The organism is bacterium (assembly GCA_041649255.1).
GTDB lineage: Bacteria > Hydrothermota > UBA3073 > JACQXS01 > JAQTXJ01 > JAQTXJ01.
This window is the reverse complement of sequence record JBAZNK010000030.1, coordinates 1-13,661: the sequence shown is the minus strand read 5'-3', so window position 1 is coordinate 13,661 and position 13,661 is coordinate 1. Positions and strand designations below refer to the sequence as shown.

The window sequence follows — 13,661 nt, the reverse complement described above, 5'->3', positions numbered from 1 at the left end:
AAAAGGGCAGAGAGCCGTGAACGTAAATATGGATAAAAATAATAAAACCCTGATATTAATAGGTATAATGGTATGTTTATCGGTAATAGTCGGTATAACGGTGTTTGCGAGCAAAAGAAGAAGAAATCTAAGGGAAGAGGAATCCAGTGGGACTGGATACTAATCCCTAAGGAGTAAAACTCCTAAGGGCTTCGTATCATATTTATGTGGAATATAACAACTGAAACGCATTTTTCGGCAGCGCATCACTTAGACGGTTACCGTGGAAAATGCTGCGGGATGCACGGACATAATTTTAAGGTTAGCATTACGGTAGAAGCGACGAAACTCAAAAAAGAGGGATTTGGTATGGATTTTAGGGTGTTAAGACAAAAATTGGAAGAAGTAGTAAATTGCTTTGACCATAAGAACTTAAATGAATTGCCTGCGTTCAAAAAAATAAATCCAAGCGCCGAAAATATAGCAAAAATAATATGGGGCAGTATGAGTAAAAAACTTGATAAATCCGTAAAATTAAAAGAAATAAAAGTCTGGGAGTCCGAAAAGAATTTAGTAACTTATGTAGAATAAAAGGAGCATAATGGAAGACTTAAAAAATACGATAAATAAAACGGTAGATGCCATAAGAAAAGAGACTAAGATGAAACCGGAAATCGGTATAATACTTGGAACCGGGTTGGGCAGACTTGCCGGGTCAATAAAAGTGGAAACTTCAATCCCTTACAATAAGATACCTGATTTCCCTATTTCTACTGTAGAGTCCCACAAGGGCAGGTTATTATTTGGAACGCTTGGCGGGAAAAAAGTTGTAGCGATGCAGGGAAGGTTCCATTATTACGAGGGATATTCAATGCAAGAAGTTACTTTTCCCGTAAGAGTTTTAAAAGCTCTCGGGTGTAAAATTATGGTTGTATCAAATGCGGCCGGGGGAATAAACCCTTTGTTTAACAGGGGCGATGTAATGTTAATATCCGATCATATAAACTTTTTCCCGGAACATCCGTTAAGAGGGAAAAACGATGATTCAATTGGCCCCCGTTTTCCCGATATGTTAAATATCTATGACAGAGATTTATTGGCATTAGCAGAAAAAGTAGCGCTTGAGCAAAGAATACCAGTGAGAAAAGGGGTTTATTTAGGGTTACAGGGACCATGTTTTGAAACGCCTGCAGAATACAGAATGATTAAAATATTGGGCGCGGATGCAGTTGGAATGTCAACCGTTCCTGAAGTTATTGTAGCAAGGCATTGTGGGCTTAAAGTAATAGGAATGTCAATAATTACGGATATGGGGTTGCCGGATATTCTTGAACCTGTATCAGCTGCAGTGGTTATAAAAGCTGCAAATGAGGCAGAACCAAAATTAGCAAAACTTGTTGAAGCAATCGTCAGCAAGCTGAATAAGTTGGACTAATTAAGCAAGCTCGATAAGTCCAACTAATAATTAAGGAGGTTTAATGAAAAGAATAGAAACTGTACTATTATTGGCAGTTTTATGCAGTAGCTGTGCGAAACATACGTCAATAGCCAGACTTGAGCCGGAGAAAGCTTTTGAACAGGCAAAAAAAGAATATAAGCTTAAACATTATGATAAAGCAATAGAGAAGTTCAGGTCCGTAATTTTCGAATCTCCTGCCGGCAAATGGACTGAAGAATCGCAGTATCTGCTCGCGAGGTCAAGTTATTTAAAAAAGAATTATGTTCAGGCGGAGACAGAGTATGATTTTTTTATAAACACTTATCCAAATTCGAGGTTTATGCAGAAGGCAGAATATGAGCTTGCCGTATGTTATTTTAAGCATTCACCTCCATTTTATCTTGAACAGACTGCGACTATAAAGGCGATGCAGGAGTTGGATAAATTTATTGCAAAATATCCCGATAGTGAATATAAGGCTAAAATAGAGAAGAACAAAAAGAGATGTATAGATAAGCTTGTTAGAAAAGATTTACAAACTGCAAAACTGTATTTAAAGATAGGGAAAACTAAGTCTGCAAATATATATTTGAAATCGATACAGGAAACTTATCCAGAAAATTCATATTCTGAAGAAGTAATAATGTTACTTGCAAAGTGTCCAAAATAGAATAATTCTCTGTGCGCGACATAACTTGGAAACAATATTTATTTTAACTCTAGTATTAGCATCTGCGACACCCGTAATACCTGTAGCATTAGCAGCGTCTGTAGATTCCCTAGAATCCTTAAAAATATCTCCCAAAATTACCGATAGTGTCTATGTTTCACCTAAGGTGGACAGCCAGATTCTCTCTCAAAAAAACGAAAAGAAAGACGGGCAGGCGAGAACTTCCACTTATAAAGGGGACACTTTAGTTTATATGTGGGATGATAAGATAATATGGTTAAAAGGGGATGCCAACATAAAGACTCCTGAAGTAAGAGCAAATGCGGACACAATAAAATATGAATTGAATAATGAAATTGTTACAATATGGGGAAACCCGGTATTATGGGTTGGAAGCCAGGATTCAATTACGGGTAGGAGGATGAAATATAATTTGAAAACGGAGCAGGGTATTATTTTAGATGGCAGGACGAAAATGGACAAGGGGTGGTTTGAAGGAAGAATCATAAGGAAAGTAGATACAAGTGCATTAAATATAGATTATGGAAAATTCACAACCTGTGACAGAAGACCGCCTCATTATTATTTTTGGGCAAGAGAATTAAAGGTATATGTGGACGATATGATTTATTTAAAACCGCTTGTATTTTTTGTAGGAGAGATACCTCTTTTTGCGGCACCTTTCTGGTGGTTCCCAATTAAAAAAGGCAGGCAATCCGGGTGGCTGCATCTCCCTAAAGTAGGTACTTCATCGGATAAGGGAAAATACATACAAAATTTATCTTATTATTGGGTAACGAATAAATATTCGGATATTACGGCTACGGTTAATTATTTTGAGATACAGGGATTACAAAGTTTAATTGAAGGGAGATGGGTTTTCTCGCAGTATTCAAGCGGAGGATTGAATGGGTCATATATAAAAGAGAAACAGGGAAATGAACGCTGGACTATGCAAATAAACCATTCTCAGAGAATGGCGTCAAGAATGTCATTAATCGTAAAAGGAAATTTTGAAAGCGATAGAAAGTATACGTCTGATTATAGCGATACGACAGTAGTAAAACTTGATAAAATAATTGACTCATATTTATCTATGAATAAGTCCTGGGACAGGGCTTCCGTTAACTTAATCGTCAGGGAAAGAAAAAATTTAGACGATACGATAGGAAACAGTATCCAGAGAACAGCCCCGGGGATAACTTATGGATTAACGCCTATTCGTATTTTTAAGGGGTATTTTTCTTATTCGGGAGGCATATCAAACTTAAAATCGGGCGCTTTAGATTATCAACAAACATGGGACAATAACACAGCATTTAGTCTTCCATTTAATGTTTTTAGATATATTGTAATTTCGCCATCTACGGGACATAATTATAGTTTTAAGAAACCAATTCCAAATGTAAAACCTTACCATTCAAGATATAGTGTAACGGCTTCTACAAATATATATGGAAAGTCCATTTTCAAGCCTGAAATCAGGCATATAAGTTCTCCTAATATCAGTTTTTCATTAATAGATACTACAAAATATTTTTCATTTGGCTTGAATAATGAATTCCAGATGCTATATGGTGAGAAAAAGGTTAGTCTTGGGGCAATAAATCTATCGGGGAGTCGTGATTTTATAAATAATAAATTTAATAACATAAACATTTATGCTTCTTCGAGAGCGATACCGTTGATAGATTTGCAGGCATATTCTACTTATAAAACCGCTGAAAAGGAATTTAAGTTTGACCGTTTAACGGTGGGTTCAAGTTTGATGCGTAGAACTTTTAATCTTTCTACAACTTATAACTGGGTCCCGGATACGCTCGAAGAAAAGAAGAGTATATGGGGAACGATTAACGTTAATTTGACAAGAAACTGGAAAGCATCAATGGCAAGAAGATATGACATTGTCCATAAGAATACGGTAGAGGAAAGCTATTCGTTGTACAGGGATTTACATTGTTGGGATATAACATTTAGTTTCAATAAATATGCAGAAATTTGGAAGTACAACGTCCAGATAAAATTAAAAGCGCTCCCCGAGATAAAGTATGAGAAACATTATGAGTCTGAAACGGGTGAGTAGTAAAGATTTGGGATAAATACGGAAAAAACGAAAATTTTTCACCGCCCCGCCTGTTTCGGGGTAAACTCCGACGCAAAGTTCGCAGAGAAAGGAATAAAAGAAGAAAAATGTCACCACAGAGTATACAGAGCCTGGTCCGCCTCAGGCGGAGATAGGTTGGAGAAATACTACTTAAGTCGGAAACTCCAACTAAAAAAACAGAATTTAGGAATTAAAAGAAAATAGAATACAGATTAAAAACATAGAGGACGCAGAGAACAAGAACAGAGAATACAGAGAACGGAAAGTTTAGAGTTAAAAAAAATGGAGAGAACTTTTTTACACCAAACCGCTGTCAAAATGGAATAATACATGGATTATAGGCTTATTGGTATAATACCAACTAAGCTAACTAAGCAGATTGTTAGCAAGTTGGTATTAGATAAAATTCCTGACAAGAGCGGTGTTTATTTAATGAAGGATGGGGAAGGTAAGATTATATATGTTGGCAAGGCGAAGTGTTTGAAGAACCGTGTCCAATCGTATTTTAGCGTTACTGCGGATTACAAATCAAGTATAATCGCATCTAAAGTTAAGGATATAGATTACGTCATTACAAACTCGGAGATAGAGGCATTAATACTTGAGGCAAACCTTATAAAACTTCATTTGCCAAGATATAACATCAGGCTGAAGGACGACAAAAAATATCCATACATAAAGATAACTATCAATGAAGAGTTCCCGCGTGTTTTTTCAACGAGAGACGTAAGAGACAGAAGCGCCGTATATTTTGGGCCTTATACCGACGTAAAAAGTATGAAACGCGCAATAAAATATGTGAGAAATATATTTCCTGTGCGTAGTTGCAAGGGAAAGTTCCCAACCCGTTCCTGTCTTAATTATCATCTTGGAAAATGTTCTGCTCCGTGTGAGGGGAAAATCACTAAAGAAGAATATATGGAGTTTGTGAATAATATAATGGCTTTTTTGTCAGGCAAGTCGGATGAGTTAGAACTAAAGCTTAAATCCGGCATAGATAGGCTTTCGAAAGAATTGAAATTTGAGGAAGCCGGAAAAACAAGAGACAGGTTGAAAAACTTACAATCCATTACAAATAAGCAAAGAGTGGTTTTTGACGATAATATAAATATGGATGTATTTGGGTTGGAAAGTGTAGAACATTATGGATGTATTGTTCTTATAATTATCCGTAACGGTAAAATAGTGGGAACGGAACATTATATGTTACATATCCCTATAAATACCCTACAAGGAGAAATAATAAGGGCATTTATTTTGCAGTATTACAAAAATGCGCCATTCCTGCCTTCTAAAATATTAACGGAGGATATAGAAGAAAAGGAGAATTTGGAAAGTTGGTTAAAGGTAAAAATTGTATTCCCGGGTACGGATGAACTAAAAGACTTAATAAAATTTGCGAAGCAGAATGCGAGTTTTTGGCTGACTACGGGTAGGACGGAAAAACTTCCGGGATCAATTGTGGAATTACAGAAGGTGTTGAAATTAAGTAAATTACCCGTAAAAATAGAAGCCTTTGATATTTCCAATTTAGGGGATAAATATGCGGTCGGGTCGTCGGTTGCGTTTCAAAACGGGAGAAAATCGGTTTCGGGATATAGGAGATACAGGATAAAAACCGTAAAAGGAGTAGATGATGTCGGTATGATGAAGGAAATTGTTTCCCGTAGAATAAAGCACGGAAAGTTACCCGACCTTATATTAGTTGACGGGGGAACGGGTCAAACCCGCGCAGCAAGAGAATGTGTGCCTGAGGATATTCCTGTTTTTGGTTTGGCAAAAAAGTTTGAACAAATACATACGCCGGAAGGAAAAATAATATCTCTTCCGAAAGGGTCTATTTCACTCAGGTTGCTTCAACAAATAAGAAACGAAGCGCATAGATTTGCGATATCGTATCATAAGAAAATAAGAGACAAGATTGTAAAAATTTGAGAGTGAAAACTAGTAAAAAACAAAAAGAAAATAGAATAACATTAAACCACAAGATTCCACACGATTTACACAAGACTAATAAAGATAATAAAAAACAAATTATAGCCACGGATGGACACGGATTTCCACGGATTAGCACAGAGGAGTTAAGAGTAGATAGTAGAAAGTAGGTAGTAAAAAGGGAACTGAAAAAGAATGGAGAGAGAAGATTATTGTTTGGCATTTAATACCCTTTATGGATGGTTGACGATATATGCTACGGATAAAGGGATTAAAGAAATAAAATTCGGTAAGCAGTGTGTTAAAAACTCTGATAAAGAAAAATCTCCTGTATTGTATAAATTAAAAGAAGACATATTGACTTATCTTGATGGAAATAAAAAACGAAAAAGTTTTGAGTATTCGCTTGATGTGAAATTTAGTAATTTTCAGTTAAAATTATTTAAGGCATTAAAAAAGAATGTTTCTTATGGCGAAACGATTAGTTACAAGGAATTAGCGAATAGGATAAAAAGTTCTCCCCGCGCCTGTGGACAGGCGCTTGGCTCAAATCCACTGCCGATAATAATTCCCTGCCATCGTGTAATACAGAAAAACGGTGAATTAGGTGGTTTTGGCGGCGGGATTAAATGGAAAAAAGCGTTGATTGATCTGGAAAGGGTTTAGAAAAAAAGAACGGAATTTGTGTAATAGTAGAATAGTTAATAATAAGAATCGGGGTTATAGCCGTATTTCGATTCTCTTTTTGGCAGAGAAAATTTTTGGTATACGGTTTTATTTAATTCCTGTAAAAATGGGGAAGGCTGGAGAACGTTAGTAATCATATAATTTCTTGTCGTTGTCATCGGGTAAGTCAGGATAAGGTGCATTTTAGCTCTTGTCGTGGCGACATAAAATAAACGTCTTTCTTCTTCATATTGTTCATCATTTTCATAAGCTTTTGATATGGGGAAAAGTCCATCGGACATTGATATAATAAAGACAACGTCCCATTCAAGTCCTTTTGCCCTGTGAACGGTGCTCAGAGTGAGTGCATTTGCTTCTTCTTTATGTTTTGGAATATCGATCTCTTCATTTGTTGCGGGTTCTTTTAATAATATTTCGGAAAGAAAATCGTCAGTGGATTCATATTGAAGGGCGTGTTGGGCAAGTTGTTTTATGTCATTTTCCCTGTCCTGGTAGTCCGTATAAGTGTAATGCAAGTATTCTATGTATCCTGCATCGGTTATTTTATCTATCATATCGGCGGGTCTGTCGTTTTCTTTTAACGTTTCTAATAGCTGGCAGAAAGAGTTCCAACTAGTTAAGGATTTCTTAGGTATAAATGGGGCATCTTTAACACACTCGTTATTTGTTTCGGATATTTTTTTCCAGATTTTTTGGGCATTGGATTCCCCGATTCCATCAAGCAGTTTCACTATTCTTTTGAATGCCAGTTCGTCAGTAGGATTAGCGATGAACTTCAGGTGAGATATAACATCTTTTATGTGCGCTCTTTCAAAGAATCTTACCCCGGACCTTATAATATAAGGCATTTTACATTTCAGCAGGTTCATTTCAAGTTCCATTGATTGAAAGTGCGCTCTGTATAATATGGCTATTTGTTTTAATTTTATGCCTTTATTCAGGAATTCGAATATTTGCTGGCATACGAATTCTGCCTGTTGGTAGGAGTCTTCGGTGGACACTATCATTGGGCGGTCGCCGTCTTTTTTTGTGCTTATGAGTCTTTTTTTGAATACGTCTTCGGTGTTTTTAACTATTTCATTTGCAAAAGACAGGACTTGCGGGCTGCTGCGGTAATTAGTTTCAAGTTTAAATACTTTTGCGTCAGGGTATTTTGTAGTAAAGTCTATTATATTTCTGTATTCTGCGCCTCTGAAAGAGTATATACTCTGGACTTCATCACCGACTACCATAATGTTTTTATGAGTGGAATTCATTTTATATATTATATCCAGCTGTAGTTTATTAGTATCCTGGTATTCATCTACGAGAATATATTTAAATTTATTCGTTATAGAGGATTTAACTTCGGGTATATCCAATAATTTATTCCAGTAAGTAAGCAAGTCATCAAAGTCCATTATATTTTGTTTTTTCTTTTTGGCGTCGTAAAGTTCGAGTACGGAAGATATTTCTTGCATATTATTTTTCAGGAAGGGATACCTGTCTTTTATAACCTGTTCGACCGGGATTAAGCAGTTCTGGGCTAAAGACAGGATTTCAATTAATATATCTGCCTTGGGGAATTTTGTTGATTTTATGTCTATGGAAAGTTCTTTGATACATTCTGTTGTGAGGGTTTTGCAGTCTTCCCTGTCAATTATGGTAAAATTGGATAGATAATTAATGTATCGCGCGTATTTTCTTAGAAACCTGTTTCCTATGTGATGGAAAGTTCCACCCCATATTTCTTTAGATTCCGCTCCTAATAATGAGTTAACCCTGTTTAACATTTCTGCGGCGGCTCTCTGGGTGAAAGTAAGAAGAATCATTTGATAAGGGGGAACTACTCTTTGTTCCAACAAATAAGCAGCTCTATAAGTAAGGACGCGTGTTTTACCGCTACCTGCGCCGGCGAGTACGAGTGAAGGACCGTCTTCCGCGGTGACGGCATTGTATTGCTGGGGATTTAGTTCGTTTTCGTAATCTATATTTTTGGCTTCAGGGGAGGGCATTTTTATACAACCTCTTCGTCTTGCTGTTTCCATGCGGGGTCAACGATGCATAAGAAAATCAAGTTTTTTTTGCCGATGTTTTTTATTTTCTGGATTGAGTTTGGAGGAATGTAAATTAGTTGTTCTTTGGAGACTTTCTTTTTTTCATTATTAATATACATTTCACCTGAGCCTTCTATAATATAGTATATTTCGGAGCTTTTTAATTTATGCGGGCGGGTAATTTCGCCGGGCTTGACTTTTGCGTGGGCAAGGCTGTACCGGAGTTTAAGTGTTTCTTTAAGTGGGTTTAGCAACTCTCTTAAAATGGCATTATCACCGGAAATTATTTCTTTACATTTTTTCAGTTCCTTTATAAACATAAGGAGTATGCTATGTTTCAGAGAGGTTTTTGTCAACTTTAAACATAGTTATTCGAAATTCGTATATTAGTTAAATGGGGAAAGCATTAAAATACTTAATAGATTAAAGCCTAATATTAGACTTGTATGAAATTTCTTTAACTTTCTTATTGACAATTTGCAATAAAAAACTATTATAACCAAATTATTATGAAAGCGCAAATTCAAGCGAAAACGATTTTTATTTTACTTGCCACGATACTTGCGGCATGGCAACTCTCTTATACCGTAAGGTTTTTTAAGCTTACTCCCGAGCAGGAAGAGAATATGACGGAGAAGCAGCTTAAAACTCTTCACACTAAGGCGATAAAGCTTGGATTGGATTTGCAGGGTGGAGTTCATTTAGTTTTAAAGGGAAAAGATAAAGAATTATCTAATGATGAAACTCAAGGGGCTCTTGGGGTTTTAAGAAACAGAATCGACCAGTTTGGCGTATCCGAACCGCAGATTGCAAAGCAGGGATCAAACCGTATAAGCGTTGATTTGCCAGGTGTTGTAGACGTGCAAAGGGCAAAAGAGATTATAGGAAAGACTGCCCAGTTAGAATTCAGGCTTGTAGAGAAGCCGGAATTCACAATGGAAATCATAAAGAAGATAGATGAGTATGTATATAAATACTATAAAGGTGCGGTAAAAGACACTTCAAGTTTAGCTTTAAAAGATACTTCAGTCATTAATAGTATATTCAAAGACAGCGCAAGCGACAGTTTTGAAGTACTCGAGAATCCCGTTCTTTCTTTGATGGGGAATGGTTACATAACGGATACGGATATTCCGGAACTTAAGAAATATCTTAGTACGCCCGGGGTGTCGGAACTTATACCTTCGGACGACGAATTTTTATGGAGTAAGATAGAAGAAGTTGAATATGAAAAACGTGCAGAGCTTTTACTTGTAAAGAAAGAAGCCTGTCTCAAGGGAGATGCGATCGTTGATGCGCAACCCGGGATAGGGACCAACAAGAATTCTGCGGGAGCAAGGACGGATTTAACGATGACAGGAAAAGCAAAAAAAGAATGGGCGCGAATAACAGGCGCAAACGTAAATCGTCGTATTGCAATTGTTATGGATGAGGTTGTGCAATCTGCCCCGGTAGTAATAGAGAGAATTGGTGGTGGAAAATCCCAGATAGATATGGGAACGTCTCCATTTAAAGAAGCACAAGACCTTGCGCTTATAATCCGCGCAGGAAAATTACCGGCTCCTCTTGAAATTGTTGAAGAGAGAACGGTAGGTCCGGCGCTTGGGAAAGATTCCATAAGAGCAGGAATGAAATCTATGCTTATCAGTTCACTCGTAGTCGTGTTATTTATGCTTTTCTATTATAAAGGTTGTGGTTTATTGGCGGATTTTGCATTATTCTTTAACATATTCTACTTGCTTGCAATATTATCTGCGTTCAAGGCAACACTTACTATGCCGGGTCTTGCGGGTATTGCATTAACGGTAGGAATGGGTGTGGATGCAAATATCCTTATATACGAACGTATAAAAGAAGAAATGAGAGCAGGTAAAACGGTGAGGGCTGCAATTGATGCAGGATATGCAAGAGCTTTCAGCGCAATATTTGACTCTAACGTTACTACCTTAATTGCAGCGATTGTACTTTATTACTTTGGTATAGGTCCGGTGAAAGGATTTGGTATTACACTAGCAATAGGAGTTATTGCCAACTTATTTACTGCAATCGTAATAACAAAAGTAGTACTTGATGTCATAACATTAAAAGGGGCAAAAAGGCTTTCGATATGATAAATATATTTAAGAATACGAAATATGATTTTATCGGGAAAAGAAAATTTGCGTATATTCTTTCATTGGCAATAATTATCCCGGGTATAGTATCTTTTATAGTAAAAGGCGGTCCTAAGTACGGTATAGATTTTACCGGTGGTTCACTTGTAAGGTTACATTTTGAACAACCTATCCCAATAAGTGATTTAAGAGCAAAGTTATCCCAGATGGGATTTAAGGAAGCTGTTATACAGGAAGAAAAGGGAACCAAATATGATTATTTAATAAGAACATATCCGAAAGAAGGTATAGGAAATGAAATATGCAAGCTCTTTACTCCATCGCCGACCGTGGTTCAAGAAGACCTTGTTGGTCCTGCAATTTCAGAAAATTTCAGACAAAAAGCTATCTGGGTTGTCTTATTGTGCTGGGCGTGTATGCTTATATATATATGGATAAGATTCCAGTTTAGATGGGGTGTATGCGCAGTTATATCCATTGTTCATGACTTAATTCTTACCGCGGGTTTATTATCTATTTTAAATAAAGAATTTACTGCAAGCATATTAGCAGCATTGCTAACGATAATAGGTTATTCCATAAATGACTCTATAGTAATATCCGACAGAATAAGAGAGAACAAGAGGCTACTCAGAAAAGTTTCTCTTACGGACCTCGTAAATACTTCAGTAAACGAAACATTGTCAAGAACAGTAATTACGGGATTATCCACAATGTTTGTCTTGGTCATTCTTTTCTTTTTCGGCGGGCCTGTAATTCATGATTTTGCGTTTACAATGCTTATAGGTATCGTTGTCGGGACGTATTCTTCCGTTTATGTAGTTTCTGCTCTTGTAGTTGATTGGGACTTATGGTCTTCTAAAAAGAAAATTGCCGCCAAAAACTCCAAGTAAGGTTTTATTTCTGCAAAGTAAAATAGTAACCACGAGATTCCACAGATTAACACGAGATTACAAAAGAGTAAAGATACGCTACGCTTCTGGATAACAAAGCCCTAAATAAATTAAGGGTTTGTAATCGCTACGCTCAGAATGACAGAGAAGTGAACTTACCAAATAAGACAATAAGCAAATATGGATTATTGCAGAGAAGAGAGAAGCGAAAAGTTATAATATTTATTTAAGGATGAGGAGCAATATAGAACTTATTACAAGCGTAGCGAGGGTAATTGGGGCGCAGACTTTCAAGTAATTGAAAAATGTAATTTTATATCCCCGTTTTTCTGCTAAGCCGGCGGTTACGATATTTGCCGAGGCTCCGACTAACGTTCCATTTCCGCCCAAGCAGGCGCCAAGCGAAAGTGCCCACCATAAAGTATTTCCTGCACCGGGAATGGTATGGGTTAGATAAGCAACTATTGGAAGCATTGTTGCGGTAAACGGGATATTATCTATTATACTTGAAGCAATGCCCGACACCCAAATAATTAATAGAATAGCAACCGTAAGGTTCCCGCCCGATAGTTTGTTTACCGAATTGGCAATCATTTGTATTAAACCCGTGTTTTCTGCGGCTCCGACAACAATAAACAACATCATAAAAAATATTAGTGTAGGCCATTCGACTTCTTTTTCCAGTACTTCAACGATATTTACTTTGCTTATCATAAGTAAAAGGGATGCTCCGACCAAAGCGGCAATACTAACTTCCATATGTAAAAATCCGTGAGTTATAAACATAAGAATTACAATGCCTAAAACGATTAAGCTTTTCTTGAGTAATTGACTGTCGGTTATTTTGTATTCTTCTTTTAGTTTTTTCAGAAGTTCGTCAACATTTTCTATTTTTGCTTTCGCATATTCTTTTCCAAAGTAAAACTTTATCAGAACCAGTAGTACAATCATACAAACTATTATTATAGGTGTAAGGTGGACTACAAACTGATTAAAAGTGAGTCCCGCATAAGAGCCAATCATAATGTTTGGAGGATCGCCGATAAGGGTAGCTGTGCCGCCCATATTTGAAGCCATAATTTCAGGGAGTAGGAAGCTAAACGGATTTATTCCAAGAATCATTGTAATTTCAAGGGTAACCGGGGCGATAAGAAGCATAGTCGTTACATTATCCAAAAAAGCTGACACTATTGCCGTAATAACGCTAAGAAGAATTACCAGAGTTAAAATATTTCCTTTTGCAAGTTGGTAGGATTTATAAGCAAGCCACTGGAAGACACCCGTGATTTTCATTATGCCGACGATAATCATCATCCCGAAGAGGAGAAAAATTACATTAAGGTCAATAGCTTTCATAGCATCTTCGAAAGAGATAACAAAGTAGCCATTATTGAATGAACCGAAAGTATATGTGACGAGAAGTATGAGAGCTGCTCCAAGAGAGGCGGCTAATGTTCTGTGACATAAATCAAATCCGATAAGTAGATAAACGAGAAGTAATATGATAACGGATATATAAAAAGCAGGTCCTAAAGTATGGTTAATTGTAATATCAGAGAACAAGGAATAAGTGCCTTCTTTATAAGCTAATTTAGATTTTTCTATCTCTAATTTATTGTTATTATAAGTAGGTTTTGAAGTTTTAATTTCAATGTTATTGAAATCTTGTAAACTATCGATTTGAAAGATAAAGTTTCCCTCGGAAGATGTTTTTTCTGTTTTATAATACTTGCCGTCAATGGAAATATCTATTTCTGCGTCAGAGATGTTTTTTTTGTAAGAGTCAAATACCCTACCTGAAATAT

The 13,661-nt window shown here is 36.6% G+C and carries 11 protein-coding genes; 8 read left to right on the top strand and 3 right to left on the bottom strand.

Annotation, left to right across the window (positions count from 1 at the left end):
- Nucleotides 1-204 precede the first annotated feature (204 nt).
- The 6 genes from queD to WC614_13645 all read left to right on the top strand — a co-directional run bounded on the left by queD (nucleotide 205) and on the right by WC614_13645 (nucleotide 6,792).
- Nucleotides 205-570 (top strand): 6-carboxytetrahydropterin synthase QueD, encoded by a 366-nt coding sequence (gene queD / locus WC614_13670; GenBank protein ID MFA5034051.1) that lies wholly within the window; start codon nucleotides 205-207, stop codon nucleotides 568-570.
- Nucleotides 571-580: 10 nt separating this feature from the next.
- Nucleotides 581-1,414, top strand: coding sequence for a purine-nucleoside phosphorylase (locus WC614_13665; protein ID MFA5034050.1), 834 nt, complete (start codon nucleotides 581-583; stop codon nucleotides 1,412-1,414).
- Between the two features lie 43 nt (nucleotides 1,415-1,457).
- A complete protein-coding gene (gene bamD, locus WC614_13660) occupies nucleotides 1,458-2,087 on the top strand; it encodes an outer membrane protein assembly factor BamD (GenBank protein ID MFA5034049.1) in 630 nt (209 codons plus the stop codon).
- A gap of 25 nt (nucleotides 2,088-2,112) precedes the next feature.
- The gene (locus WC614_13655; GenBank protein MFA5034048.1) at nucleotides 2,113-4,170 is read left to right on the top strand and encodes an LptA/OstA family protein; all 2,058 of its coding nucleotides are present in this window, start codon (nucleotides 2,113-2,115) and stop codon (nucleotides 4,168-4,170) included.
- A 351-nt stretch (nucleotides 4,171-4,521) separates the two neighbouring features.
- A complete protein-coding gene (gene uvrC / locus WC614_13650; protein MFA5034047.1) occupies nucleotides 4,522-6,126 on the top strand; it encodes an excinuclease ABC subunit UvrC in 1,605 nt (534 codons plus the stop codon).
- 195 nt (nucleotides 6,127-6,321) lie between these two features.
- The gene (locus WC614_13645; GenBank protein MFA5034046.1) at nucleotides 6,322-6,792 is read left to right on the top strand and encodes a methylated-DNA--[protein]-cysteine S-methyltransferase; all 471 of its coding nucleotides are present in this window, start codon (nucleotides 6,322-6,324) and stop codon (nucleotides 6,790-6,792) included.
- A gap of 35 nt (nucleotides 6,793-6,827) precedes the next feature.
- Here the strand turns inward: WC614_13645 and WC614_13640 are convergent, their stop codons facing one another.
- Both WC614_13640 and WC614_13635 read right to left on the bottom strand, forming a co-directional pair.
- Nucleotides 6,828-8,840, bottom strand: coding sequence for an ATP-dependent helicase (locus tag WC614_13640; protein ID MFA5034045.1), 2,013 nt, complete (start codon nucleotides 8,838-8,840; stop codon nucleotides 6,828-6,830).
- Nucleotides 8,810-9,169: a cupin domain-containing protein gene (locus WC614_13635; protein ID MFA5034044.1), complete on the bottom strand. Its 360-nt coding sequence runs from the start codon at nucleotides 9,167-9,169 to the stop codon at nucleotides 8,810-8,812. Before WC614_13635 ends, WC614_13640 begins: the two co-directional genes overlap by 31 nt.
- 189 nt (nucleotides 9,170-9,358) lie before the next feature.
- Between WC614_13635 and secD the strand changes: the two genes are divergently transcribed.
- Complete coding sequence (secD, locus tag WC614_13630; GenBank protein MFA5034043.1) at nucleotides 9,359-10,960, top strand: protein translocase subunit SecD; 1,602 nt, start codon at nucleotides 9,359-9,361, stop codon at nucleotides 10,958-10,960.
- A complete protein-coding gene (gene secF, locus WC614_13625) occupies nucleotides 10,957-11,856 on the top strand; it encodes a protein translocase subunit SecF (protein MFA5034042.1) in 900 nt (299 codons plus the stop codon). Before secD ends, secF begins: the two co-directional genes overlap by 4 nt.
- A 222-nt stretch (nucleotides 11,857-12,078) precedes the next feature.
- Here secF and WC614_13620 read toward each other — a convergent pair.
- A partial coding sequence (locus WC614_13620) for an ArsB/NhaD family transporter (GenBank protein MFA5034041.1) occupies nucleotides 12,079-13,661 on the bottom strand: 1,583 nt, incomplete at its 5' end.

Bases quoted from the DNA above. Each gene is read 5' to 3' on its own strand.
- queD (MFA5034051.1), top strand. From the start codon at position 205: ATGTGGAATATAACAACTGAAACGCATTTTTCGGCAGCGCATCACTTA.
- WC614_13665 (MFA5034050.1), top strand. From the start codon at position 581: ATGGAAGACTTAAAAAATACGATAAATAAAACGGTAGATGCCATAAGA.
- bamD (MFA5034049.1), top strand. From the start codon at position 1,458: ATGAAAAGAATAGAAACTGTACTATTATTGGCAGTTTTATGCAGTAGC.
- uvrC (MFA5034047.1), top strand. From the start codon at position 4,522: ATGGATTATAGGCTTATTGGTATAATACCAACTAAGCTAACTAAGCAG.
- WC614_13645 (MFA5034046.1), top strand. From the start codon at position 6,322: ATGGAGAGAGAAGATTATTGTTTGGCATTTAATACCCTTTATGGATGG.
- WC614_13640 (MFA5034045.1), bottom strand. From the start codon at position 8,840: ATGGAAACAGCAAGACGAAGAGGTTGTATAAAAATGCCCTCCCCTGAA.
- WC614_13635 (MFA5034044.1), bottom strand. From the start codon at position 9,169: ATGTTTATAAAGGAACTGAAAAAATGTAAAGAAATAATTTCCGGTGAT.
- secD (MFA5034043.1), top strand. From the start codon at position 9,359: ATGAAAGCGCAAATTCAAGCGAAAACGATTTTTATTTTACTTGCCACG.
- secF (MFA5034042.1), top strand. From the start codon at position 10,957: ATGATAAATATATTTAAGAATACGAAATATGATTTTATCGGGAAAAGA.